This is a genomic window from Candidatus Avoscillospira sp. LCP25S3_F1 (assembly GCF_052117125.1).
Classification (GTDB): Bacteria; Bacillota; Clostridia; order Oscillospirales; family Oscillospiraceae; genus Avoscillospira_A.
Genome location: NZ_JBQKJT010000002.1, coordinates 184884 through 208766 on the forward strand (window position 1 = coordinate 184884; position 23883 = coordinate 208766).

At 59.7% G+C, this 23883-nt stretch carries 24 protein-coding genes; 5 read left to right on the forward strand and 19 right to left on the reverse strand.

Annotation, left to right across the window (positions count from 1 at the left end):
- Positions 1–179: 179 nt before the first annotated feature.
- Both hpf and ACTQ33_RS02585 read right to left on the reverse strand, forming a co-directional pair.
- The gene (hpf, locus tag ACTQ33_RS02580) at positions 180–722 is read right to left on the reverse strand and encodes a ribosome hibernation-promoting factor, HPF/YfiA family (protein WP_441461897.1); all 543 of its coding nucleotides are present in this window, start codon (positions 720–722) and stop codon (positions 180–182) included.
- Positions 723–855: 133 nt separating this feature from the next.
- A complete protein-coding gene (locus tag ACTQ33_RS02585) occupies positions 856–1443 on the reverse strand; it encodes a DUF4364 family protein (RefSeq protein ID WP_441461898.1) in 588 nt (195 codons plus the stop codon).
- Between the two features lie 265 nt (positions 1444–1708).
- Here ACTQ33_RS02585 and ACTQ33_RS02590 point away from each other — a divergent pair, with 265 nt between their 5' ends.
- Positions 1709–2449 (forward strand): CAP domain-containing protein, encoded by a 741-nt coding sequence (locus ACTQ33_RS02590; RefSeq protein WP_441461900.1) that lies wholly within the window; start codon positions 1709–1711, stop codon positions 2447–2449.
- 78 nt (positions 2450–2527) lie between these two features.
- Positions 2528–3772, forward strand: coding sequence for an Ig-like domain-containing protein (locus tag ACTQ33_RS02595; RefSeq protein ID WP_441461902.1), 1245 nt, complete (start codon positions 2528–2530; stop codon positions 3770–3772).
- Between the two features lie 395 nt (positions 3773–4167).
- Here the strand turns inward: ACTQ33_RS02595 and ACTQ33_RS02600 are convergent, their stop codons facing one another.
- The 4 genes from ACTQ33_RS02600 to yfmF all read right to left on the reverse strand — a co-directional run bounded on the left by ACTQ33_RS02600 (position 4168) and on the right by yfmF (position 8117).
- Entirely contained in the window at positions 4168–4608 is a 441-nt protein-coding gene (locus ACTQ33_RS02600) for a hypothetical protein (protein ID WP_441461903.1), read from the reverse strand.
- Between the two features lie 81 nt (positions 4609–4689).
- Positions 4690–5562 (reverse strand): prolipoprotein diacylglyceryl transferase, encoded by an 873-nt coding sequence (gene lgt / locus ACTQ33_RS02605; protein WP_441461904.1) that lies wholly within the window; start codon positions 5560–5562, stop codon positions 4690–4692.
- A gap of 6 nt (positions 5563–5568) precedes the next feature.
- Entirely contained in the window at positions 5569–6849 is a 1281-nt protein-coding gene (gene yfmH, locus ACTQ33_RS02610) for an EF-P 5-aminopentanol modification-associated protein YfmH (RefSeq protein ID WP_441461906.1), read from the reverse strand.
- Positions 6846–8117: an EF-P 5-aminopentanol modification-associated protein YfmF gene (gene yfmF, locus ACTQ33_RS02615; protein WP_441461908.1), complete on the reverse strand. Its 1272-nt coding sequence runs from the start codon at positions 8115–8117 to the stop codon at positions 6846–6848. The genes yfmH and yfmF overlap by 4 nt, the downstream gene beginning before the upstream one ends.
- Positions 8118–8328: 211 nt before the next feature.
- On the opposite strand from yfmF, the gene prmA reads away from it, so the two are divergent.
- Together prmA and ACTQ33_RS02625 are read left to right on the forward strand one after the other, a co-directional pair.
- On the forward strand, positions 8329–9297 hold the full coding sequence (gene prmA, locus ACTQ33_RS02620) for a 50S ribosomal protein L11 methyltransferase (protein WP_441461910.1): 969 nt from the start codon (positions 8329–8331) through the stop codon (positions 9295–9297).
- A gap of 13 nt (positions 9298–9310) precedes the next feature.
- Positions 9311–10333 carry a putative glycoside hydrolase gene (locus ACTQ33_RS02625; RefSeq protein WP_441461912.1) on the forward strand — a complete coding sequence of 341 codons (1023 nt, stop codon included), beginning with the start codon at positions 9311–9313 and terminating at the stop codon, positions 10331–10333.
- Positions 10334–10570: 237 nt separating this feature from the next.
- Here ACTQ33_RS02625 and htpG read toward each other — a convergent pair whose 3' ends face one another.
- Positions 10571–12463 (reverse strand): molecular chaperone HtpG, encoded by a 1893-nt coding sequence (gene htpG, locus ACTQ33_RS02630; protein ID WP_441461914.1) that lies wholly within the window; start codon positions 12461–12463, stop codon positions 10571–10573.
- Positions 12464–12641: 178 nt separating this feature from the next.
- Here htpG and ACTQ33_RS02635 point away from each other — a divergent pair, with 178 nt between their 5' ends.
- Positions 12642–13019 (forward strand): RidA family protein, encoded by a 378-nt coding sequence (locus ACTQ33_RS02635; RefSeq protein ID WP_441461916.1) that lies wholly within the window; start codon positions 12642–12644, stop codon positions 13017–13019.
- A gap of 329 nt (positions 13020–13348) precedes the next feature.
- Here ACTQ33_RS02635 and ACTQ33_RS02640 read toward each other — a convergent pair whose 3' ends face one another.
- From ACTQ33_RS02640 to ACTQ33_RS02695, 12 genes are all read right to left on the reverse strand, one after another.
- Positions 13349–15304 carry a bifunctional 4-hydroxy-3-methylbut-2-enyl diphosphate reductase/30S ribosomal protein S1 gene (locus tag ACTQ33_RS02640; protein ID WP_441461918.1) on the reverse strand — a complete coding sequence of 652 codons (1956 nt, stop codon included), beginning with the start codon at positions 15302–15304 and terminating at the stop codon, positions 13349–13351.
- A complete protein-coding gene (locus tag ACTQ33_RS02645; protein ID WP_441461919.1) occupies positions 15301–15903 on the reverse strand; it encodes a lysophospholipid acyltransferase family protein in 603 nt (200 codons plus the stop codon). The genes ACTQ33_RS02640 and ACTQ33_RS02645 overlap by 4 nt, the downstream gene beginning before the upstream one ends.
- Entirely contained in the window at positions 15900–16589 is a 690-nt protein-coding gene (gene cmk, locus ACTQ33_RS02650; RefSeq protein WP_441461921.1) for a (d)CMP kinase, read from the reverse strand. The genes ACTQ33_RS02645 and cmk overlap by 4 nt, the downstream gene beginning before the upstream one ends.
- A complete protein-coding gene (locus tag ACTQ33_RS02655) occupies positions 16586–17842 on the reverse strand; it encodes an NAD(P)/FAD-dependent oxidoreductase (protein ID WP_441461923.1) in 1257 nt (418 codons plus the stop codon). The genes cmk and ACTQ33_RS02655 overlap by 4 nt, the downstream gene beginning before the upstream one ends.
- A complete protein-coding gene (locus ACTQ33_RS02660; protein ID WP_441461925.1) occupies positions 17823–18686 on the reverse strand; it encodes a MurR/RpiR family transcriptional regulator in 864 nt (287 codons plus the stop codon). Before ACTQ33_RS02660 ends, ACTQ33_RS02655 begins: the two co-directional genes overlap by 20 nt.
- A gap of 79 nt (positions 18687–18765) precedes the next feature.
- Entirely contained in the window at positions 18766–19476 is a 711-nt protein-coding gene (locus ACTQ33_RS02665) for a pseudouridine synthase (protein WP_441461927.1), read from the reverse strand.
- A gap of 7 nt (positions 19477–19483) precedes the next feature.
- On the reverse strand, positions 19484–20578 hold the full coding sequence (locus tag ACTQ33_RS02670; RefSeq protein ID WP_441461928.1) for a D-alanyl-D-alanine carboxypeptidase family protein: 1095 nt from the start codon (positions 20576–20578) through the stop codon (positions 19484–19486).
- A 48-nt stretch (positions 20579–20626) separates the two neighbouring features.
- Positions 20627–21040, reverse strand: a complete 414-nt coding sequence (gene ytfJ / locus ACTQ33_RS02675) for a GerW family sporulation protein (protein WP_441461930.1) — start codon at positions 21038–21040, stop codon at positions 20627–20629.
- Position 21041: 1 nt separating this feature from the next.
- Positions 21042–21641, reverse strand: coding sequence for a DUF2953 domain-containing protein (locus tag ACTQ33_RS02680; RefSeq protein ID WP_441461931.1), 600 nt, complete (start codon positions 21639–21641; stop codon positions 21042–21044).
- On the reverse strand, positions 21638–22216 hold the full coding sequence (gene scpB / locus ACTQ33_RS02685) for an SMC-Scp complex subunit ScpB (protein ID WP_441461933.1): 579 nt from the start codon (positions 22214–22216) through the stop codon (positions 21638–21640). Before scpB ends, ACTQ33_RS02680 begins: the two co-directional genes overlap by 4 nt.
- Before the next feature lie 11 nt (positions 22217–22227).
- Positions 22228–23040, reverse strand: a complete 813-nt coding sequence (locus ACTQ33_RS02690) for a segregation and condensation protein A (RefSeq protein WP_441461935.1) — start codon at positions 23038–23040, stop codon at positions 22228–22230.
- A 9-nt stretch (positions 23041–23049) separates the two neighbouring features.
- Positions 23050–23742 (reverse strand): site-2 protease family protein, encoded by a 693-nt coding sequence (locus ACTQ33_RS02695; RefSeq protein WP_441461937.1) that lies wholly within the window; start codon positions 23740–23742, stop codon positions 23050–23052.
- Positions 23743–23883 lie beyond the last annotated feature (141 nt).

Here is a 23883-nt window from a genome sequence, read left to right on the forward strand (position 1 = left end):
CAGATTTTATCCATGTGCTTTTGATATATAGACACCTGTTTTTACACCCTATTGCACAGTATTTTGTTAAACCGCTGTTGCAAGAAATCTGTCATTTTGCCCAATTTCCTCCCAGATGCTACGGAGGGCAAAAAAAGACCGGACACCCGAAGGTGTCCGGCCGGGAAAACACTGTGCAATTACGGTGCGTCTTCAATGAGACCATAGCCACCGTTGTGGCGCTTGTAGACCACGGCAAACGCACCGCCGTTTTCCTCGTCGCGGAACGCGAAGAACGTGTGGTCCAGCAGATTCATCTGCAAGATGGCCTCGTCGCGGGTCATGGGCTTCATGGGGAAGGACTTGGTGCGGATCAGGTTGAACTCCCCTTCCTCCGGTTCCTCGGGAGCAAAGGAGGAAACGGCCTCGGGGGACCGTACAAAGGCATCCTGCCGGATGCGGCGGGCCAGCCGCGTTTTATTCTTACGGATCTGCCCCTCAATGGTACCAACGGCCGCGTCGATGGACGCGAACATGTCGGACGTACTCTCGCTGGCGCGGAAGTAGGTATTGGCGGCATGAACCGTGAGCTCCACGATATTCCGGTTTTTCTCTACACTGAAGGCGACCAGAGCCTCAGCGTCATCACGGAAATAGCGATCCAGCTTGGTGACCTTCTTCTCGGCGTAGTCACGAACGGTGCCGGGCAGGTTGAGCTTTTTCTCAAGAAACTGGATTTTCATATGCGTCGCTCCTTTCGTCCCCCTCCGGGGACCTTTGGTATAGTTTCCCTGTGCATATTATACCACATATCGACCATTTTGCAAGTCGAAAATGTGCAGCTTCACAATGTCCATCATTTACCGAAAAAAGTTCTCAGACTTCCGGGTTTTCGACGGGATTTCCGGCGGCGGCCCCCTTGGAACTGCGCCGCCCCTCGGTGCGCTCCAGCATCACGGCCATAATCTGCTGGAAGATCTCCTCGGCGTGATTGCGGAACGCGTCGGCCATGCGCTGGGCCTGCTGCTCCGACGGGGCCATCAGTTCCAGGGACATCAAGCTGCCCATGTGGTCGTGAAGCCCCATGGCCACGGTGTACTCGCCGTTGTCCCGGGGACGGATTTCGGCGCGGATGCGGTTTTGCCGCCGCTGTTCCCGGTTGTACTGGGCCACCGCTGCCTCCACCCGTTGGGCCACCGGATAGGCCAGGGAATCCTCCACCAGCGCGCCGGTCTCCCGGCCCTCGGCGGTGATCTCATAGGTGTTGTCCCCCAGCAATGCCAGATGGCCCGAGGCCTCCAGCTGGGGCAGCGCCTCCTGAATATCAAAATAGCTGACGCAGTCGTCCTGGAAGCACAACTCATAAATTTTCTGAGCCGTGGCCGTCCCTTCCACCCGGCTCATGGCATAGAGAATCAATACTTTTACATCCATCATGGAGTGGATAAATCCACGCTGTTCCATCGGCTCACCTCGTTATGGTTCTTTCTGTGGCAGCACCGCATAATTCGACAAGAGAACTGGGCGAGTCCTTTTGCTCCAAACCGTGCAGTTGGAGTAAAAGGGCCGGCCTGGTCCACAGGCATAATAATTGGCGTTGCCTTATGGTAATTATGCTCCATTATAGCCCATTTCCCGGCAAAGTACAAGGAAGTTCTCCCATGGAAAATATTACAGCTTGTAATTCTTTGTAACTTTTTGTTACCATATGGCCAGGAGGTAATGCAAAATGAACCAGAAACATACATATCGTACCGTATCCGCCGCCGTGGCGGCCCTGCTGCTGACCGGCGCCATGGTCACTCCGGCGTCCGCCGCCCGGCCCCAATGGCATTGGAACTGGAACAACTGGAATTGTATCCAGATCTGCCCTGACCATGCCGTACCGGATACGGATACCACACCGGACACCGACAGCAAGCCCGACATGGACACCACGCCGGACACCGACAATACGCCCGATATGGACGTCACACCGGACACCGACAATACGCCCGATATGGACGCCACGCCGGACACCGACAATACGCCCGACATGGACACTACACCCGATACCGATCCCACCCCGGAGACGGATACCACGCCGGACAGCGGTTCCGTCAGCTCCCTGGAGCGGCAGGTGGTGGCCCTGGTCAACCAGGAGCGTGCCGCCTACGGTCTGGCTCCTCTGACCCTCAGCACCGATCTCAGCGACGGCGCCCGGCTCAAGTCCAAGGACATGCGGGACAACCGCTACTTTGACCACAACAGCCCCACCTACGGCACCCCCTTTGAAATGATGCGCACGCTGGGTATCACCTACCGGTCCGCCGCCGAAAATATTGCCATGGGCTATCGCACCGCGGAGGCCGTGGTGAACGGCTGGATGAACTCCGCCGGTCACCGGGCCAACATTCTCTCGGACAAGTACACGGAGATCGGTGTGGGCCATGTGGACGGGTACTGGACCCAGTGGTTTGTGAATCGCTGAAAAACCTTAGAATCGTTAGAATATTTCTCATGTCATAGCAAACAATACCTCTGACAAATCCAAAAGGAGGTATTTCCCTTGACATCCAATTTCTCTCCCCTGCGCCGTGTGGCCCCGGCGGCAGGCGCGGTGCTCTGCGTCTGTGTGCTGGCCACCGGTGCGGCCGCTGCCCAGCGGGAAACACTGTATGACGCCGTCTACTGCTTTGAGGCGGCGGATTTTGCCGACAGCCAACAGCTGACCGGCATCTTTCTCACCGAGGTCCCGGCGCCCTCCGTGGGCAAGCTGTGCTATGGCAACCGGGTTCTGCAAGCCGGCGACGTGCTGCCTGCTTCGGCTCTGACCAGCCTGACGCTGCGGCCCGTCTGCACCGGCGATCAGGAAGCCGCCGTCTGCTATCTGCCCATCACCGAAGAGGGGCTGGGGCAATCACAGACCGTATCCATCTCCATTTCCTCCGGAGAAAACCACGCCCCCACGGCCCAGGACGGCACATTGGAAACGTACAAGAACATTGCCAGCGACGGCACGTTGGACGTAACGGACCCGGAGGGCGACAGTCTCCGTTATGAGCTCACTGGAGCGCCCAAGCGCGGCGAGGTGGAGCTGCGGGCCGACGGCACCTACACCTATACGCCCGCCAATAACAAGGTGGGCTCCGACCGGTTCACCTACACCGTCACCGACGCCGCCGGCAACGTGTCTAACGAGGCCACCGTGGAGATTGAAATTCTCAAGCCCATGGACAAGATCACCTACAGCGACATGGAGGGCGACGGCGACCACTTCACGGCCCTGTGGCTGCGGGAACAGCAGCTGTTCTCCGGCGAGTCCGTCGGCGGCACCCTGTGCTTCAACCCGGACAAGGCGGTGACGCGGGGCGAATTCCTGGTGATGCTGGCCCAGCTGACGGACTTGAAGCCCGACGAGGCCCAGATGACCTCCGGCTTTGACGATGAATCCCTAACACCTGTCTGGATGCGGCCCTATATCGTGTCGGCCCTGCGGGCCGGGTATATCTCCGGCACCGCCCAAGATGACGGTGTGGTATTTCGTCCCACGGCGGACCTGACCACCGCCGAAGCTGCCGTCATGGTGCAGAATGTGTTGCAGCTGCCTGCTGTGACGGAGGTTTCCGGCCAGCTGGCCGACGAGAGCGTACCCGCCTGGGCCGCCGAAGCCGTCTGCGCCCTGGATGAAGCCGGTCTGCCGGTGGGGGCCTACGACGAAACCATGACCCGCCGCGACGCCGCTAACCTGCTGTATGCCACGGCTTGCCTGTTGGAAGACCGTATGAATGAGGAGCCGGACAGCCTGTTCTGACCCGCACTTTCCCACGCACCCAACATTAAAAGTTTTACTCGATTTTTTTTCAAAAAATCGCAGGGGTCCAGGGGGCAGCGCCCCCTGTCGCCCGCCGCAGCGGGCGAAATTCCCGCGCCGCGCACGGCGCGAAATCCCCCATCGTTCCCAGCGCCATCCGCAGATGGCGCAATCCCCGCAGCGTATGCCGCAAGGCCGCCATCCCCACCCCATCGCGGGTGGTGGACGGCGGCCTTTTTGTGTGGTACCAGGTATCGTTATTCGCCGCATTTGGGCGCAGTCGTACCCTCTGCCGGCACTTCCGATTGACGGGTATGCCGCCGTTGGGTATCCCATGGACGCAAAGCCGGGGGCGTCGCTGCGGCGGCGTCCCCGGTTTTTATGCGCTCAAATCCTTACTGCTTGTCTTCGTCGTCGTTGTCGGCCACATCCACATCGATGACAACGGATTCGGCGGACTTGGGCTCGGTCACCAAATCATCCTCGGTAATATCCACCACATAGTCGTCGCCGACCATCTCCTCATCGTCGTCATGGCCCTGGCTGCGCAGCTCCTCAATGGCGATTTTCAGGTCCTCAATGGCGATTTTGGATTCGGAAATCCGCTCGCACCAAGGCGTATACACCGCCGGGTCCGGCGTCTGGCCCACAATATAGTCCTTATAGTACAGCTTGCCCAGCTCAATCTGGGCCTTCTTGATCTTTTCCTCTTCGGTGCGGATGGCCAGATTGGCCTTGGCCACGGATGCCAGCTGGCGGGTCTTCTTCACTGCCGTCTGGGCCCCCTCCACGGCCATGCCCTTGAACGTCTCCAGATAATCATTAAATGTTGCCATAGGGAATCGCTCCTTTCAGTCCTGTGGGGTTGTTTCCTCGTTTTTCGCCATTATACCACGGTTTTCAGTTTGTGGGAAGAGTTATGCCGTCTTTTCTTTCTCTTCCGCAGAGGCGGCCTTCTGCCGGTTGACCGCCAGATTGGCCGGGTCATGGGGCCGGATTTTCAGGTTCCACACCAAACATCCCACGGCCACCAGGAAGGACAGCGCCGCCAGCAGCTGGCTGACCCGGATGCCCGTGCCGAAGAGGTACAGGCTGTCGGTGCGCATCCCCTCAATCCAGGCACGGCCCAGGCCGTACCAGGCCACATACATGGTGAAAATCTGACCGTCATAGCGGCGGCGCTTTTTGAAATAGAAATGCAGGGCCAGAAAACCCACCGCGTTCCAAACCGATTCATAGAGGAACGTGGGGTGATAGTACGTCACCACACCGGCGCTGTCGGCAATGCCCATCTTGAACAAGCTGTCGGTGACGCCGCCGTGGGCCTCCCGGTTCATAAAGTTGCCCCAACGGCCGATGGACTGGCCGATGAGCAGCCCCATGGAGCCGATATCCATCATGGGCAGCAGGGGCGTTTTTTTCCATCGGGAATGGAGAATCACGCCGATGGCCGCGCCGATGACGCCGCCGTAGATGGCCAGACCGCCCTTCCAGATAAAGAAGACGGAGATGGGATTGTCGGCGTACAGCTCCCAATAGAAGATGCAGTAATAAAGTCTTGCACCGATGATGCCCAGGGGAGCGGCCAGCAGCAGCATATCGAGAATGTTGTCCTCGGTGAGGCCGAACTGCTTGGCACAGCGGCAGCCGTAGAGCACCGCCAGGGCAAAGCCGATGGCGATGAGAATGCCGTACCAGTAGATGGGTTTTTCACCCAGAGAAAAGGCCACCGGCGAGGGGTTGACCTCGATGCCCAGATTGGGGAACGTGATGGGGGATGCCAAAAACACAATACGTCATCCTTTCGCGTTGGGATAGATGAGGGAGAGGGCCGCCCGCTGGGGGACCACCGTATCCCGGATCATTCGCACCGTCTCGTCCAGGGTGATGGAGCGGTACAAATCCGGGAAGTCATAATAGAACGCCCCCTCAAAGGTGCTCTGGCACATACGGTAGCAGATGTTTTCAAAACTGTCAAGTTCGCGAATGCGGCGTCCGAACGCCGAGCGCTTGAGCCGCTGGAACAGCGCTTCATCGGCGCCCTCCCGACCCAGCCGCTCCGCCTCTTGGAGCACGGCGTCCACCACCCGCTCCGGCTCGTTGCTGTCGCCGCCGATGGACAGCATGCCCAGCGTTTTGACGCCCTCATACCCGGCGGAGAAATCGCAGTCAATGAGACCGTCCTCGTACAGCTTCGTATAGAAGGCCGTGGACTCGCCCACCAGCAGCTCCGCCGCCAGATCGCCTACCAACTCCTGTCGGAGAATGTCCGCGCCTGTTTTTGGTGTGTCGCAGCGGAACGCCACGGTGAAGCCCGGCATGGACACCTCCATGTTCTGCTCCACCCGTGCCATCTTCTCCGCCGTCAGGGGCTCGGCGGGGCCGTAGTCCCGACCGCCCACGCCGCCGGGGGTCTTGGGCAGGATATTTCTTGCGCTCTCCACCACCAGCACCGGGTCCACAGGACCCGCCACACAGAGCATCATATTGGACGGGTCATAGAAGGCCTTGTGGCAGTCGTACAGCGTCTGGGCCGTGATATCCTGGATGGATTCCACCGTACCGGCGATGGGCACCCGAATGGGATGGTGCTGATACAGGGCCGCGAAGAGGTTCTCATACATCCGGGAACCGGAGCTGTCCTCGTACATGCGGATTTCCTGGGCGATGATGCCCCGCTCCTTCTCCACGCTCTCCTCGGTGAAATAGGGCGTGGACACATACCGCAACAGCAGTTCCAGATTTTCCCGCCAATGTTCCGTGGATTCTACATGATATGCCGTCATGGAATAGCCGGTGAAGGCGTTGGGACTGCCGCCCAAGGCGGAAAACATCTGCATCACGTTGCCCTCGGGCATGTCGAACAGTTTATGCTCCAGATAGTGGGCCACACCGGCCGGTGTCTCATACACCTTGCCGTCCATGGTGAACTTCGTGTCGATAGAACCGAAGTCCGTGGCAAAAAAGGAATACGTCTTGGCGAAGTCAGGCCGTGGAATGACGCGGATGCGCAGCCCGTTGGGCAGCCGTTCCTCGTAAAACGTCTCCCGCAGCTGTTCCAGCACTACCTTTTTCATTTTGCCACCCCCTCAATAAAGTACACCGTGTCCAGCGTCACACGGCGGGCGGCCTCGGCCACCTGCTCCGCCGTCACCGTCTCCAGGGATTTTGCCAGATCGGCCATGGTGCCGTCCTGGCCCAAAATGGCCTGGCCCAATGCGTAATCGTCCAGCCGTCCAGGGCTGTCCATGCCGGTTTTCAGGGAGGACAGCAGCGCAATCCGGGCGCCCTCCAGTTCTTCCTCCGTGATCTCCCCCTGCCGCGTCAGTTCCAGCTGGTGGAGAATTTCATCCCGGGCCACTTCAAATTTATCAAACTCGATGCCCGACGATACCACCATAACGCCCTTAAACTTTTCAATGGTGGAGCTGGCATAATAGCACAGGGACATCTTTTCCCGGACGTTCATAAACAGTTTGCTGGTGACGCCGGAGCCGAACACGGCGTTCATCATCAGCGCCGCCGGATACCGCTCCACATCGTCGGCAGTGCAGCCCAGACGGAAGCCCATGGCCAGCTTGCCCTGGGTCACGTCCAGCGCTTCCCGCTTTGTCTGCACGGTCTCCGCCTTGTCCACGATCACGGTGGAGAACGCGTCGGCTTCGCCCCGGGGCAGGTCCGACAGGCCCGCTTTCAGCAGGTCCGCCACCGTGTCGGCGTCACAGCTGCCGTGGTAGAAGATCTCCATGCGGGAGTGCTCCAGAATGTGGCGGTAATGGTCATAGAGACTTTGGGCCGTGATGGGCTCCACCTCTTCCACATCGCCCAGGCGGGGCAGACCGTAGGCTTCGTCCTTGCACATGGTCCGCAGCAGCTGGGACACCACATAGCTGCGCTTGTTGTTGATGCGGGCTTCCATGGTGTTGATGAGGTTCTGCTTTTCGCCGTCCACAAAAGCGGAGACAAACGCTCCGTCCTCCGTCACCGGACGGAGCAGCAGACGGCAGACAAAGTCCACCATGGGCGCCAGAATCGGCTCGCCGTCCAAGGCGTAGCGGTCCTCCAGAAAGGCCGCATAGAAGCCCGTGGTCTGAACCTCGCCTTTTTTGCGGACGAGACTGCCCACACTGGCCCCATAGTAGCCGTCGAGAAACGCCGAAATCTCCCGCATGTCCGGGCAGCCCTCGCAGCCCCGCAGGAGCACCGCCGGAAGCAGTGCGTTGGCCGCCGCTTCCTCCCGCCGCAGGGGGCGCAGCAGGGAGACGCTGAGACAACCGGTTTTAAATTTTTCACTCTGCACACAGGTGAGGAACACACCGGGCAAAAGTTCTGTTCGTCTGTTCAATCAATTCATCCTTTCCAGGGTATGGTGACCTATTGGGTCATCATACCACAGTTCGTCAAAAAAGTAAAATATGTTGGAAACTGCTTGTCAGAACGGCGCTTTTCCTGTAAACTAATAGACTATGGCAACGCTGTATCCGTTGTGGCAAATGGGCCATCCAAGCCGCAGACACCGAGAGACGGCGTCGCCAGTCAATAAGGAGGCATACTACATGCAATGGATCGAACTGACCATCGCCACCGCGCCCGCGGGCATTGAGCTGGTGGCGGCACGGCTGACGGCCTTGGGCTTCGACAGCTTTATTATGGACGATCAACAGGAATTTCATGATTTTTTAGAGCAGAATCGTCAATATTGGGACTACGTGGATGAGGAACTGGAACAGCAAATGGCCGGAATTTCCCAGATTCGCCTCTATGTGGAGGACACGCCCCAGGCTGTGGAGACGGCGTCCTTCCTCAGCGAGCAGCTTTCCCTGCTGCGCCGTCAGTTTCCGGCCGTGGACTTCGGCCCTTTGACGGTGTCCGCGGCAGGCTGCCGGGATGAGGACTGGGAGAACAGCTGGAAACAGTATTATCAACCCCTGCCCATTGGTGAAAAACTGTTGGTGGTACCCCAGTGGCTCCACCCGGAAAACCCCGAGGGCCGCGTGGAGGTTCGGCTGGACCCCGGCATGATCTTCGGTACCGGCGCCCACGCTTCCACCCAAATGTGCATGAAGGCGCTGGAACAGTGCATCCACGGCGGCGAACGGGTCATCGACCTGGGCAGCGGCAGCGGGATTCTGTCCTTTACGGCGCTGCTGCTGGGGGCCGCCACAGCCACCGGCGTGGACATTGACCCCAAGGCCGAGGACATCGCCCGGGAAAACGCCGCCATGAACGGTCTCGACGGTTCCCGGTTCACCGCCGTCACCGGCAACGTCATTGACGATCAGGCCCGCATGGAGGAACTGGCCCAAGGCGGCTACGATGTGGTATTGGCCAACATTGTGGCCGACGTCATCATTCCCCTGGCCCCGGTGGTACCCCACTTCCTGCGCAAGGGCGGCGTGTTCCTGTGCTCCGGCGTGCTCAATGTGCGGCTGGATGAAGTAAAGGCGGCGCTGGAAGCGGCAGGCCTCACCATCACCGGCTGCAATCAGATGGACGACTGGTGCCAGCTGAGCGCCACCTGCTGAGGAGGCTGCAACTTTGGCATATATCCCCTATCGCACCCGGGTGCGCCTTCGAAAGCTGGCCGTGGCTCTGGTCATCATCGTCGTGCTGCTGCTGCTGACCGCCGTGGGCTTCGTCATCTATTTGCAGCGTTTTCTGGTCTACTCCGCCGACGGCGTCCGGCTGGAGTTCTCTCCGTCCACCGAGAGCAATACAGTTCAGGAAAAGCTGGAACCCCTGCCCGACGCCCAGGTGGTGGTGGACACCAGCCCCATAGAGGACACCAGCACCATGACCCGTCTGGAGGGCATTTACGTGACCACCGATATGCTCAGTGACAGCGACGCCATTCTCGAAGCCGTTCAGGCCACGGAGGGACAGGTGGCCGTACTGCTGGACGTCAAAAGTATCTACGGCAATTTTTATTACTCCACCGCCATTCCCGGCGCGGAAACCTCCTCCTCTGTGGATGTGACCGCCGTAGACCAGCTGATTGCCGATCTCAACGCCAACGGCCGCGTCTATCTCATCGCCCGGCTGCCGGCGTTCCGTGACAGTGCCTATGCCCTGGCCAACCAGTCCTGCGGCCTGCCCCTGGACAACGGCGCGTTGTGGATGGACAGCGACAGCTGTTACTGGCTGGACCCGGCCAATCAGCAGGTCCTTTCCTATCTCCAGAGCATTCTCTCGGAACTGGCCGGTCTGGGCTTTGAGGAAGTGGTCCTGTCGGACTTCACCTTCCCCGCCAGTCAGAACATCGCCTATGACGGCAACCGGGTGTCCGCCGTGCTGGACGCCGCCCAGCGGCTGTCCTCCAACCAGACGGAGCGCTCCCCCGCCCTGTCCCTGGCCACCACGGACCCGGCGCTGGCCGCCTATGCCGACCGGGTGTATCTGACCAGCAACGACGGCTCTCAGGTCCAGGCCCTGGTGGACACCTTCTCCGACGTCTATGACACGCTCCACGATCGTGTGGTCTTTCTCACCAGCTCCCGGGACACCCGCTTTGCGGAGTACGGCATTCTGCGCCCGGCGGTGACGGAGGACGCGGAATCGTGACGCATTTCTTTTGCGGGGCTCTGCCCCGCACCCCGCAATTTTTAAAAAAAATTGAGTAAAACTTGAAATTAGCCCCGGATTCCCATGGAATCCGAGGCTGAAATATTATTAATATAAGGATAGAGCTAAAATCACCGTTTGGAACCCAACGATAAAAGTTTACTCGATTTTTTCAAAAATCGCAGGGGTCCAGGGGACGGCGTCCCCGGTCGCGCCCCGCAGGGCGCGAAATCTCCCTTACTGCATCAAAGAGCAGATGCGGTCGGTATACTCGGTGGGGTTGTCGATGGGCAGACCCGCCATGAGCAGGGACTGATCGTACAGGACCTCCACATACTTCTTGGCCTTCTCCGGGTCCTGGGCCACGGCAACTTGCAACGTGGCAAAGACGGCGTGCTCCGGGTTCAGCTCCAGGATACGGCCGGCCTTAAAGCCCATTTCCGGATTCATCTTCTGGAAGTATTTCTCCATCTCAAAGCTCATGCCCTCGTCGGGGACCAGGCACACGGGGTAGCTCTTGAGGGTGGCGCTGAGACGCACATCCTTGACGCGGTCGCCCAGCGTCTCCTTGATGAAGTCCAGGGTGGGCTTGGCGGCCTCGTTCTTCTCCTCCATGGCCTTCTTCTCCTCGTCGGAGGTCAGGCCCAGGTCGTCGGACGCGATGTTCTTGAAGTCCTTTTCGGCAAACTTCTGGAGGGTCTGGGGAATGAATTCGTCCACATCCTCCGTGAAGAACAGGACATCGTAGCCCTTGTCCTGGAGCAGCTCCATCTGGGGCAGCTGGGAAAGGCGCTGGCGGCTCTCACCGGCGGCAAAATAGATGTGCTCCTGACCTTCTGCCATGCCGTCCACATACTCCTGGAGAGTCACCAGCTTCTGCTCCTTGCTGGACCAGAAGAGCATCAAATCCTGAAGCAGGTCCTTGTGCATGCCGTACTCGGCCACCAGGCCGTATTTCAGATTCCGGCCAAAGGCGTTAAAGAACTTCTCGTACTTCTCCCGGTCATTTTCCAGGAGCTTCTTCAATTCGGACTTGATCTTCTTTTCCAAGTTGGAGGCGATGAGTTTCAACTGGCGGTCGTGCTGGAGCATCTCACGGGAGATGTTCAGACTCAAATCCTGAGAATCCACGATGCCCTTGACAAAACGGAAGTGCTCCGGCAGCAAATCCTCGCAGTTCTCCATAATCAGGACGCCGGAGGAATAGAGCTGCAAGCCTTTCTTGTACTCCTTGGTGTAGAAGTCGTAGGGGGCCCGGGCAGGGATATAGAGCAATGCCTTATAGGTAATATTGCCCTCGATGCTCAGATGGATGGTGGCCAGAGGATTCTCATAGTCGAAGAACTTCTCCTGATAGAACCGGTTGTACTCCTCCTCCGTGACGTCCTTCTTGGCCCGCTGCCACAGGGGCACCATGGAGTTGAGAGTCTCGTTTTCGGTGTACGTCTCGTACTCGGGCTTCTCGCTGTCCTTGGTCTCCTCCTTGACGCGGGTCTTGGTCACGTCCATGCGGATGGGGTAGCGGATATAGTCGGAGTACTTGCGGACCAGCGACCGCAGCTCATGCTCCTGGAGGAACCGGCTGTAGTTCTCGTCCTCGGTGTCGGCCTTCAGGTGCATGATGACCTGGGTACCGGCGCTATCCTTCTCACAGGGGGTAATGGTGTAGCCGTCGGCGCCGGAGGACTGCCACATCCAGGCTTCGTCGGAGCCGTACTTTTTGGAGATCACCGTCACGGCGTCGGCCACCATAAAGGCGGAGTAGAAGCCCACGCCAAACTGGCCGATGATGTCGATATCCTCCTGCTGCTCCATGTCCTTTTTGAACTGGAGGGAACCGCTCTTGGCGATGGTACCCAGATTCTCCTCCATGTCCTCCCGGCTCATGCCGATACCGTTGTCGGACACGGTCAGCAGACGCGCTTTTTCGTCCACCGTAATGTCGATGGCGAAGTCGCTGCGGCTCAGGCCCACGTTCTGGTCCGTCAGGCTCAGATAGGCCAGCTTGTCCATGGCGTCGGAGGCGTTGGAAATGATCTCACGGAGAAAAATCTCCTGATGGGTGTAAATGGAGTTGATCATCAGATCAAGAAGCCGCTTGGATTCGGCTTTAAATTGCTGCTTTTCCATGATATGTCATCCTTTGTATTCAGCATTAGCACTCATAGCTCTTGAGTGCTAATGCTATTATACCGCGCTCTGAAATTTTTTCAAGTACATTTACAAAAATTTTATATTTGGCCCTTAACAGATGGGGTGGACTATGATAGAATGAGAACATCAATTTACGAAAGGAAGGTTTTCAACCATGAAAACTGTGATTTGTTCCAAGAACGCTCCCGCCGCTGTGGGTCCCTATTCCCAGGCGATTTTTGTAGGCGACACCCTGTACTGCTCCGGCCAGCTGGGTCTGGTGCCCGAGACCGGTAAGCTGGCCGAGGGCGGTCTGGCTGCCCAGGCCCGTCAGATGTTTGCCAACGTCAAGGCTGTCCTGGCCGAGAACGGCATGGACCTGAGCAATGTGGTCAAGACCACCGTGTTTATGACCGATCTGGCCGGCTTTGCCGAGCTCAACGGCATCTACGCTGAGAACTTCACCGGCGAGCATCCCGCCCGTTCCTGCGTGCAGGTGGCTGCCCTGCCCCTGGGCGGCGTGGTGGAGATGGAAGTCATCGCCGTCAAGTAATTGCAAAAACCGTCAACCGGGCGTGCCTCAAGCGGCACGCCCGGTTTTCCATTATGGCGGGAAGGAACACAATATAAAAATTTACTCGATTTTTTCAAAAATCGCAGGGTCCAGGGGCAGCGCCCCGGTCGCCCGCCGCAGCGGGCGAAACACCCCGTCGTCCACAGCGCCATCCGCAGATGGCGCCATCCCTCGGGCGTAAGCCCTAAGGCCGCCGTCCCCACCCCAACACTGGTGGAGGACAGCGGCCTTCTTTGTACAGCAAATACAAAAACCGGGCTGCCGAAGCAGCCCGGTCGAACTACGATTGTCGTGGTTCCGGCGCAGGATTACTCCTCGTCGCCGTACTCCTCGTCGTCACCCTCCACCAGCAGGGCGCGGATGGACAGGGAGATACGCTTGTTCTCCTCGTCGATGTCGATGATCTTGGCCTCGACCTCCTGACCCTCGGACAGCACATCCTCGGGCTTGCCGATGCGGCGGTCAGCGATCTGGGAGATGTGGATCAGGCCGTCCACACCGGGGATGATCTCGGCGAAAGCGCCGAAGGTCATCAGCTTGACGATCTTGACGGTAGCCACGTCGCCAACCTGGAACTGGTTCAGGAACAGGTTCCAGGGGTTGGTCTCAGCGGTCTTGTAGCCCAGAGAGATCTTCTTCTTCTCGGGATCAAAGCCGATGACATAGACGTCGATCTCGTCGCCCACCTTGACGACCTCGGCGGGGTTCTTGATGCGGCTCCAGCTCAGCTCGGAAACGTGAACCATGCCGTCCACGCCGCCGATGTCGACGAAAGCGCCGTAGGAAGTCAGGCTCTTGACAACGCCATGGTAGGTCTTGCCCTCGGCGATCTCGTTCCAGATCTGCTCGGCGGCAGCCTTGCGGGCCTCAGCGGTGACGGCACGGATGGAGCCGACCACTCTGCGGCGGGCGCGGTTGACCTCGGTGATCTTCATGCTGACGGTCTGACGGATCAGCTGGCTCAGGTCGCCGCCCTTGGGAATGCCGGTCTGGGAAGCGGGAATGAACACACGGATGCCCTTGACATTGGCAACCAGGCCGCCCTTGTTCTCCTCGGTGATGACGCCTTCGACCACAGTCTTCTCCTCGCAGGCAGTCTCGATCTCGTCCCAGCTCTTGACGGTGTCCAGACGCTTCTTGGACAGCATCACGGTGCCCTCCATGTCGTTGACACGGACCACATAGACCTCGATCTCATCGCCCACCTTGAACAGGTCCTCGGCCTTGGCCGCAGGATCGCTGCTGATCTCGCTGTAGGGGATGTAGCCGGCGTGCTTGGTACCCAGGTCCACATACACTTCGGTGGGGGTGATGGATGTGACGATGCCGGTCACCTTGTCTCCTGTATTTAAAGTCTTGATGGACTGCTCGAGAAGCTCGGCAAAGTTCTCCTCCATGGCAGCATTTTCAACACGAATTTCGTCGCTCATATGGTTGTTGACCTCCTTTATTATCCACGCCGGCGTTGACGCCCCGGCAGTGATACCAACGGATTGCACATTAGAGAAAAGCGTAGTGTCCAATTCATCGGCACTGTCCACCAGGGAAACCAGCTTGCAGTGTTCTCTGCAAATCATCGCAAGGCGCTTCGTATTGGAGCTCATTGCATCACCGACTATGACCATTCCATCGCATAGCCCGGCCAGGGCTATGGCTTCTTTCTGCCGTTTTTCCGTCGCTCCACATATTGTATCAAATATTTCGGCATTTGTATACACTTTTTTTATAATTTCACAACAACTTTTCCATAGGGCCTCGGTACTGGTGGTCTGAGACACCATGGTTACGGACAAATTAGTCCGGGCCGGGTCCTCGTCCAGCCACGCTTGGAGTTCGGCGGCGTTTTCAAACACAACCGGGTTGTCGCACCAACCGGCAATGGCTACGATCTCCGGGTGGGTCCGGGTGCCGATGATGATCACCTGGCGGCCCCGCTCCGTGGCCTTGCGGACGATCTCATGGATGCGCTTGACAAAGGGACAGGTGGCGTCCAGAATGGTGAGATTTCTGGCCTCCAGTTCCTCATAGACGGCCCGGCTGACGCCGTGGCTACGGATGATGACGGCGCAGCCGTCCTCGATCTCCGAAACCTCGTCCACCTGCCGCACGCCCATTTCCGCGAAGCGCTGCACCACATGGCGGTTGTGGATGATGGGGCCCAGGGTCACGGCGTTCAAGCCGTCTTTTGCCGCCTGCTCCACCATGGACACAGCCCGGTCCACACCGAAGCAGAAGCCCGCCGTCTTGGCAAGGTAGACCTTCATCCAACGCCCTCCCCCAGCTTGTAAATGATGTCCATCATCCGGTCGGTCTCACTGCGCAGCTCCTCCGCCGTGGCCTTGCCCGTGGCGGTGACCACCGCAAAGGGTTCGCCGATGACCATGGCCATGGGACTAAAGGGAAAGCGCTTCCGCTTGATATACACCGGCAAAATGGGGCATTTGGCCCGGTTGGCCAGCATGACCGCGCCGGTCTTGCCCTCCAGGGGGCCATCCTTGGCCCGGGTCCCCTCGGGATAGAGCAGCAGCTTTTTCCCGTCTTTGAGGGTTTTCAGCGCCTCCTTGATGGCGTTGATATCGCCCTCGCCCCGCTTGACACCGATGATGCCCGCCCAGTGGAGCAGCTTTCCCAGCAGCGGCGCTTCCAACAGGGATTCCTTGGCCATAATGCGGAAAAAGGGGCCCTGCTTCAACCCGAAAATGGCCCACAGGGGGTCCGCCATGCCGATGTGGTTGCTGCAAATCACGCAGGCCCCCTCGGGGATATGCTCCCGGCCTGTGACCCGGAACACCGGATGATAGAGGAACAGACCGAAACGGGCCAGCCGTTCCAGAACGTGATATACGATTGCATTTGCTTTCATAGCTGCCCCAGCTTCTCCTTTATGATGGACTCCATGGCCGCCGCCGCCTGTTCAATATTCAGGTCGGTGGTGTCCAGGTGGACGGCGTCCTTGGCCGGACGCAGGGGCGCGATCTTGCGGTTCCTGTCCTGCTCGTCCCGGGCGATCAGGTCCTTTAAAACCTTCTCATATTGGACCTTCTCCCCCTTGGCCGTCAGCTCGTCAAAGCGGCGGCGGGCGCGCACCTCCGGGTCCGCCGTCAGGAAAATCTTCACATCGGCCCCCGGCAGCACCACCGTACCGATGTCCCGGCCATCCATGACCACATTATGGGTCCGGGCCAGCTGGCGCTGCATATCCAGAAGATAGTCCCGGACCACCTTCTGGGCCGAGATCACCGAGGCAATTTTCGACATCTCCGGGGTACGGATATCGTCGGTGACGTCCCGGCCATTGAGCATCATATGCTGGAGACCGTCGGCGTCGTACTCGATTTGAATATTCACATCACCAATCAGGCGGGTAATGCCGTCGGTGTCCTTGGGACCGATGCCGTAAAAGTCCATATGGTAGCCCACGGTCCGATAGATGGCCCCGGTATCCACATAGACAAAGCCCAAGTCCTTAGCCACTCTCCGGGCCATGGTACTTTTTCCGCTGCCGGCAGGGCCGTCGATGGCAATGGCGTAGTTGCGTTTCGTTGTCATTTCGTATCCTCCTTAACGGCCCCGGCGGCGGCCCGTCCCGCGGCGCGGCCGGTGGCCCAGGCAATCTGTAAATTGAAGCCGCCGGTATAGGCGTCCACGTCCAGCAGTTCCCCGGCCAGATACAGGCCGGGACATTTCTTCGATGCCATGGTCTTGGGGTCCACCTCCGACACCTTGACGCCGCCGGCGGTGACAATGGCCTCCTTGACGGGCCTGGCTCCGGTGACCGTGAGGGTAAACCGTTTCATGGTTTCCAGTAACGTCCGCCGCTGCTGTTTGGTGACGGAGTGGACCTTCTCCGCCGGGTGGATGCCCGTCCGGGCCACCACCACGGGAATCATGCTGCTGGGCAGCAGATCGCCCAGGGCGTTTTCGAAATCCCGGTTCTGGTACTTCTCAAAATCCCGCAGAATGCGCTCATCCAGCTTTTTCTCGTCCAGGGCCGGTTTCAAATCAATTTCAATGGTATAGGAATCCTTTTCCTTCCGGTGGGCGCTGGCCGACAGGATCGTGGGGCCGGACACGCCGAAGTGGGTAAACAGCAGCTCTCCAAAGTCCTCGAAGGCCACCTTCCCCTTCTGATTTTTCATGCGGACGGCCACATTGCGCAAACTCAGACCCATCATGGCCCGGCATTCATCGGCCTCGGCCACCTCCAGCGGCACCAGGGAACCGCGAGGCTCCACAATGGTATGGCCCACGGAAGCGGCCATGTCGTAGCCGTCGCCGGTGGAGCCGGTCAGCGGATAGGAGCAGCCCCCGGTGCATAAAATAACCCGCCCGGCTGCAAAGGTCCCCTGATCGGTGATGACGCCGGTCACCGCGCCGTCCGCTGTTTGCAGCGACTGGACGTGGGCCGTCACCACCCGGACGCCAGTGCGCTTCAAGTACGCCCGCAGGGCGTCAATGACTGACGCGGCCTTGTCACTCTCCGGAAAAACCCGGTTGCCCCGCTCCACCTTGAGACGGCATCCCAGGCCCTCAAAAAAGGCCATGACCTCCTCCGGCGGGAAGGCTTCCATGGCGCTGTATAAAAACCGACTGTTGCGGGGGACGTTCTGCAAAACCTCCTGAGGCGTGCAGCAGTTGGTGACATTGCAGCGGCCCTTGCCGGTGATGTACAGTTTCTTGCCCAGGCGGTCGTTGTGCTCCAGAAGCACCACCCTGGCCCCCAGCTCCGCCGCCGTACCGGCGGCCATCATTCCGGCGGCCCCGGCGCCCACCACCAGGACGTCAGTTTTCCATTCGTTCATAGGCTTCGTACTCTTCCCAAATCTGTTCCAGCTCCTCATACGTCCGGGACAGGTCGTTTTCATTCTTGCGGCCCACGGATACAATGAGGGCGTTGATGACGCTCATGGGCGCCACCAGGGAGTCCACAATGGACACCATATCGCTCTTGGCCAGCAGCACATGGGTGGCCACCCGGGCGCCCGGCGCCTCCGGCGTATCGGTGATGGCCACCACCGTGGCCCCGGCCTTGCGGCAAAAATCCATGGCCTTGATGGTGCGGCTGGAATACCTGGGAAAGCTGATGCCGATAACCACATCCTGCGGGCCAACATGGACCAGCTGCTCCAGCATTTCACTGATGGAATAGGGCTCCACCAGACGCACATGGTGGAGCATATTGCGCAGATGGAAGTTGAGGAAGGTGGCCAGGGCCATGGAGGACCGGACACCGATGATATAGATGGTCCGGGCGGCCATCATCCGCTCCACCACCTGATCGAACACCTGCCGGTCCAAGGCTTCGCCGGTCATGCGCAGCGTCTCCATATCCGACTGGAGCACCATGGACACCACATCCTGATTGCCCAGCAGGTCATTGATGACGCCCATGCGCTGCACCGACGTGAGCTTGTTGCGAACCATTTCCTGCATGGCCTTCTGCATGGCCGGGTAGCCGTTGTAGCCCAGCTCCACGGCAAAGCGCACCACCGTGGATTCACTGACACCCACGGTCTTGCCCAGACGGCTGGCCGTCATAAAGGCGGCCTTGTCGTAGGACTCCATGATGTATTCCGAAATGCGCCGCTGCCCTTTGGAAAAGGTGGGCAGATCCTTTTGAATTTTGGAAAGGATATCCGTTGCCATGTTGTACCATCCCCTTTCCTGGTATGTAGTGTATTTTACTGTATGATACGGGGTTTCCCGAAAATTTGCAAGAAAAACTTCACATAAGGCTGTGGAGATAGGCAATTTCCTCGTCGGTCAGATACCGCCATTTTCCCACGGGCAGCCGGTCCAGCCGCAGCTGTCCCTCGCCGATGCGTTTGAGCCGCGTCACATGGAGCCCCGCCAGGTCGCACATACGGCGGACCTGCCGGTTGCGGCCCTCGGTGATGCCCACCTCGAGCATGGCCTGGTCTCCGTTCACCCGCCGCAGCACCACCCGGGCCGGGTTCAGGGGGCGGCCGTCCAGTTCCATTGGCCCTCGCAGCTTCTCCTCGGCCCCGGCCCGATAGCCGGTGACCCAGCAGAGGTAGACCTTTTCCACCTGTCCCGACGGGTGCATGAGCCGGTTTGCAAGGGCGCCGTCATTGGTCAGCAGCAGCAGCCCCTCGGAGTTTAAATCGAGCCGTCCCACAGGGTAGACCCGCTCCGGGCAGTCCTGGACCAGCTCTGTCACGTCGCGCCTGCCCTGCTCGTCCTTGCAGGTGGTCACATAGCCCCGGGGCTTATGCAGCAGGATGTACACAGGACGGGGCGCACGGCGCAAAACTGCGCCGTCCACCTCGATGACGTCGGTTTCCGTCACCTTGTCCCCCAACTGGGCCGTGTTGCCGTTGACCCGGACCCGGCCCTCGGTGATCATCTGCTCAGCCTGCCGGCGGGACGCCACACCGTGGGCCGACAGCACCTTTTGCAGTCGTTGTTCTTCCATTGCATTCCTACCCTTTCAAAAGCCGCTCCAAAAAGGAACGCGGCCTGTCCGGCAGCACCGCCGCCGCCGTGTCGTAGATCAGTTCTGTCCGGGCCAGAACGGTTTCACCCACCCGGACCTCCGCCCAGCCCGCCGTATCTCCGGCCCGGACCGGTGCAAAAACCATCTGGGGCAGACAGACGGTGACCGTTGGCGTCTCCTCCGGCAGCAGGGCGCAGGACAAATCCCCCCGGACGCGGCAAGCAGCGGTCTCCACTGTGCCGCCGACGATGGGCACGCTGCCCAGCATCGTACCGTCCGTCAGCGCCGTGTGGGCCGTCAGGCGGGAAAAGCCGTCGTCCAGCAGCTTACTATGGTCATTCCAGTCGTCGGGAGCGTTGATGGTCACGGCAATGAGCCGTCTCCCCTGCTGTTCCGCCGCGCTGACCAGCAGCCGCCCGGCGGCCTTGGTAAAGCCGGTCTTAACGCCTATGGCGCCCTCGTACTTCCACAGGAGCTTGTTGTGGTTGGTCAGCTGCCGCTGTCCCACCGTATACGTTTTGGTGGAGACCACCTGCCGGAACGTGTCGTTTTCCAGCGCCGCCGCCGCCAGCACCGCCAGATCATGGGCCGTGCCGTAGTTTCCCTCGTCGTCGAGGCCGTTGGGGTTGGCAAAATGGGTTTCCGTCAGTCCCAGTTCTGCGGCCTTTTCATTCATCCGGTCCACAAAGTCCTCCACGTCCCCCGCCAGATGGAGGGCCAGCGCCACGGCGGCATCGTTGCCCGAATGGAGCATGAGACCGTAGAGCAGCTGCTCCACGGTCAGCCGTTCCCCGGCCTTGAGATACAGGGAGGACCCCTCGATACCCACGGCTTCCGGCGGGATGGTCACGGTTTCCGAAAGCCGTCCCGACTCCGCCGCCAGCAGCCCCGTCATGATCTTGGTGGTGCTGGCAATAAGGCTTTTTTCGTGGCTGTTCTTCTCATAGAGGACCTGGCCCGTGGCCGCGTCCATCAAAATGGCGCTGCGGGCCGAAAGCGTACCCACGGCTCCCGCCGCGGTGCTCAGCAAAAGGACGGCGGACAGGAAACTTGCCGCCGCCCACTGCATCCGTTGTTTCATCGTTCATCACCGGTAACAGTATGCACTGCCGGGGATGGAGTATGCCTGTTAAAATTCGCCGGTCTCGTCGATGTCTTTCGGTTTTTTGTCCTTTTTAAGCAGTTCAGAGAGCTTGTCGGTCAGGTCCGGCAGCAGTTCGATGATGCGGTCCAGGGAGGATGCCGCAGGGGCCACCACCGGCAGCATCCGTACCGATTCGCCCTTGATGACGATAAAGGACACGGGCTGAATGGTGACGCCGGCGCCGGCGCCGCCGCCGAAGGGGTTGGTACCGTCGGCGGAGGTGTGCTTGGACACATAATCGCTGCCGCCGCTGGCAAAGCCGAAGGACACCTTGGACACGGGGATAATGGTCACGCCGTCGGGCGTGGTAATGGGCTCACCGATGACGGAATTGGTATCCACCATGGAGCGGATTTTCTCCATATTGACGCCCATCATGTCGGAAAGAGGATGACTCATATTACTGCACCGCCTTTTTCTTGTATTGTAGGAACACGGGAATCAGGCGGCACAGCGCCTGTAAGCCCAGCCACAGGGCCGTGCCTACCCGCAGTCTGACACGCATCTCCAGCAGCAGCCGGAGACGGTCGGAATGGTAATCACAGAGCACCTCCGCCTGCCGGTGGGCAATGCGGAAGCAGTTGTGAAGCACCGGGTCCAGGGACCCGATCAAAGCCCAGGCCTTTCCATACTGCAAAGCCGTATGGGCCGCGTCCTTGCCGCCGCAGCGGACGCAGAGAAACAGCTCCGGGACCAGGAGCTTTCGCCGCATCTGCCCCAGCAAATCCAGCAGAATGGACAACAGGGGTTTAAGCAGCTTCCAGTTGAACTTCCCGGACTTCTTTGGTTCGGGCGGCTTGTCCGGGTCCGTCCGCCGCGCTTTTTTCGGCTTGGGCGGCTTTTTCGGCTTTCGCCGCCGGGGTTCCATGGGATAGCGGAACACCGTCACCGGTCCCACGCTGGCCGCCGCTTCCAGCGTCCCGTCGTCGTACCGGAACCACACGCCCAGGGGCAGCGCCAGAATCAGCAGCACCAGGGCCGCGGCCACGGCAGCGATCATACGGTTCCCTCCTCCTTCGATACCTCCGGCAGCTGCAACTGCTGGCCCTCGGGAATGTGGATATCCGCCTTTTCAATGGGCGGCAGGTCCTCCAGCCCCGTCAGGCCGAAGGTCCGCAGAAACACCGGCGTCGTCTCATAGAGAATGGGCCTGCCCGGCACGTTGAGCCGTCCGGCCTCGGTGATCAGCTGCTTGCCCAGCAGGGCGCTGACGGCGTAGCTGCTGTCCACGCCCCGCAGCTGTTCAATATAGGCTTTCGTCACCGGCTGGTAATAGGCCACAATGGTCAGCGCCTCCAGCTGGGCCGGGGACAGCCGGGGCGGCTTGCGGGTCTCCAACGCTTTCGTCACCACGTCGGCCATCTCGCCGGAGGAACACATCTGGTAGGCGTCCTCCAGGCGGACAATGCGGATGCCGAAGCGCTCGTAATTCCACCGGCTCATGAGAGATTGGGCCGCCGTGTGGATTTCCTCCTCCGACACCCCCGCCGCCATGGCCATGCGCGACGCGCCCACCGGCTCTCCGGCGGCAAACAGAATGGCCGCCACCGCCCGTTCGATTGCAGTTTGTTCCATTTTGGCCTCCTCTATTCCTCAGAGCTGCCGAAGGGCTGTCCGTCCACGGTTCCCTGGGGCATTTGGAGAAAGGTCACATCGGCGTCGCCGCCGCCGTCATCTTCCACCCGGACGGAAGCCAGCTTGCACAGTTCCAGCACCGCCAGAAAAGTTGCTACCACCTCCGACCGGCTTTTGCAGCCGCGAAACAGGCTGCGGAATTTGTCCACGCCCGCTTGCAGCAGCCGCCGCAGAATGTGGGCCGCTTTCGTCACCACCGGGAACGGTTCCGCTCCCACGATGGCGGCAAAGGGATGGGTGGGCGATGCCAGACCGGCGGCGCTGCGTTCGGCCAGAGCCGCCCAGGCCGCCACCAAATCCGACGGGTCGTGACGGTACTGGTACGTCTTGTCCCGCCGCAGCGGCTCCGGCTCCTTGACAAAGAGATTACAGCCGATGTCGTTGCGGTCTGCCAGAAAGGACGCGGCCATCCGAATCTGTTCATAGGCCGCCGCCCGCTGCCGTTCCTCCAGGGAGTGGATCAGCAGCTCCATCTCCGACTGGGCTTCGGCCTGCTCCGTCACCGACAGGAGCATTTTTGTCTTGATGAGCATGAGATGGGACGCCATGGCGATAAATTCGCTGGCAATCTCCATGTCCATGCGCTTCTGCTCTTCCAGATAGGCCAGATACTGCTCCAGAATCTGCGAAATACTCACATTGCTGATCTCAATTTTGTGTTTGCTCAGCAGCAGGAAAATCACGTCCAGAGGGCCTTGGAAATCCTCCATGGCCTCGCTTTTCGTCTGCACCACGCCGGGCAGATAATAGCTTGGGGTTTCCATGGGCCCCTCCTACCGCAGCCGCAGCAGCAGCTCGGCGGGCCACAGGGCCAGGGGCTGCAACAGATTCAGCAGGCCGGTGCGCAGATAATAGAGCGGCCCGTCCAGCCAGCCGGCCAGCAGCACCACCATCAGCAGGAGCATGCCGTACCGCTCATAGTGCATGAGCTTGGCGTAATTTTGGGACGGCAGCACGGCAAAAAGGACCTTGGAGCCGTCCAGGGGCGAAATGGGAATCAGGTTGAACACCGCCAGACCCGCCGACAGGATGGCCACATATTCGGTAAAGGTAATCAGCCATTGGCCCAGGCTGTTGGGTCCCCGGCGAATCAGCAGCACCATCAGCAATCCCCGGACCACCAGCGCCGCCCAGGCCAGCAGGATGTTGGAGATGGGTCCGGCCAGGGCCGTCAGGGCCATATCCCGTTTGGGATTTTTGAAATTGTTCATATTGACCGGCACCGGCTTGGCCCAGCCGAACCGTGCCACGGCCATCATCAAAAGGCCGAGAAGGTCGATATGGCGCAGGGGGTTCAGCGTCAGCCGTCCGGCCAGTTTGGCCGTAGGGTCCCCCAGCCGGTAGGCGGCCAGACCGTGACACGTCTCATGGATGGTGATACACAGCAGGGACGCCAGAACAATGAGCAGCATTTCCGACAACCGGCCGAATTGCAGTTGATGGAGCCACGCGGTAAATCCGTGCAAAAAAGCCCCTCCTTTGGGTCGTTTTAACCAGTATAGCACCGGCCCGGCCCTTTTGCAAGGGACAGGCGGGCGGCAGGAAATTTCTCACGCCGCCACTATCCAAGGGCGGTAAAATCTGTTACAATAGACAAAAATAACGGG

Bases quoted from the DNA above. Each gene is read 5' to 3' on its own strand.
- ACTQ33_RS02660 (WP_441461925.1), bottom strand. From the start codon at position 18,686: ATGGCAACGGATATCCTTTCCAAAATTCAAAAGGATCTGCCCACCTTT.
- scpB (WP_441461933.1), bottom strand. From the start codon at position 22,216: ATGGAACAAACTGCAATCGAACGGGCGGTGGCGGCCATTCTGTTTGCC.
- htpG (WP_441461914.1), bottom strand. From the start codon at position 12,463: ATGGAAAAGCAGCAATTTAAAGCCGAATCCAAGCGGCTTCTTGATCTG.
- ACTQ33_RS02670 (WP_441461928.1), bottom strand. From the start codon at position 20,578: ATGAAACAACGGATGCAGTGGGCGGCGGCAAGTTTCCTGTCCGCCGTC.
- cmk (WP_441461921.1), bottom strand. From the start codon at position 16,589: ATGACAACGAAACGCAACTACGCCATTGCCATCGACGGCCCTGCCGGC.
- prmA (WP_441461910.1), top strand. From the start codon at position 8,329: ATGCAATGGATCGAACTGACCATCGCCACCGCGCCCGCGGGCATTGAG.
- ytfJ (WP_441461930.1), bottom strand. From the start codon at position 21,040: ATGAGTCATCCTCTTTCCGACATGATGGGCGTCAATATGGAGAAAATC.
- ACTQ33_RS02665 (WP_441461927.1), bottom strand. From the start codon at position 19,476: ATGGAAGAACAACGACTGCAAAAGGTGCTGTCGGCCCACGGTGTGGCG.
- ACTQ33_RS02680 (WP_441461931.1), bottom strand. From the start codon at position 21,641: ATGATCGCTGCCGTGGCCGCGGCCCTGGTGCTGCTGATTCTGGCGCTG.
- ACTQ33_RS02645 (WP_441461919.1), bottom strand. From the start codon at position 15,903: ATGAAAGCAAATGCAATCGTATATCACGTTCTGGAACGGCTGGCCCGT.
- ACTQ33_RS02655 (WP_441461923.1), bottom strand. From the start codon at position 17,842: ATGAACGAATGGAAAACTGACGTCCTGGTGGTGGGCGCCGGGGCCGCC.
- yfmH (WP_441461906.1), bottom strand. From the start codon at position 6,849: ATGAAAAAGGTAGTGCTGGAACAGCTGCGGGAGACGTTTTACGAGGAA.
- ACTQ33_RS02590 (WP_441461900.1), top strand. From the start codon at position 1,709: ATGAACCAGAAACATACATATCGTACCGTATCCGCCGCCGTGGCGGCC.
- ACTQ33_RS02585 (WP_441461898.1), bottom strand. From the start codon at position 1,443: ATGGAACAGCGTGGATTTATCCACTCCATGATGGATGTAAAAGTATTG.
- hpf (WP_441461897.1), bottom strand. From the start codon at position 722: ATGAAAATCCAGTTTCTTGAGAAAAAGCTCAACCTGCCCGGCACCGTT.
- ACTQ33_RS02635 (WP_441461916.1), top strand. From the start codon at position 12,642: ATGAAAACTGTGATTTGTTCCAAGAACGCTCCCGCCGCTGTGGGTCCC.
- ACTQ33_RS02600 (WP_441461903.1), bottom strand. From the start codon at position 4,608: ATGGCAACATTTAATGATTATCTGGAGACGTTCAAGGGCATGGCCGTG.
- ACTQ33_RS02690 (WP_441461935.1), bottom strand. From the start codon at position 23,040: ATGGAAACCCCAAGCTATTATCTGCCCGGCGTGGTGCAGACGAAAAGC.
- ACTQ33_RS02640 (WP_441461918.1), bottom strand. From the start codon at position 15,304: ATGAAGGTCTACCTTGCCAAGACGGCGGGCTTCTGCTTCGGTGTGGAC.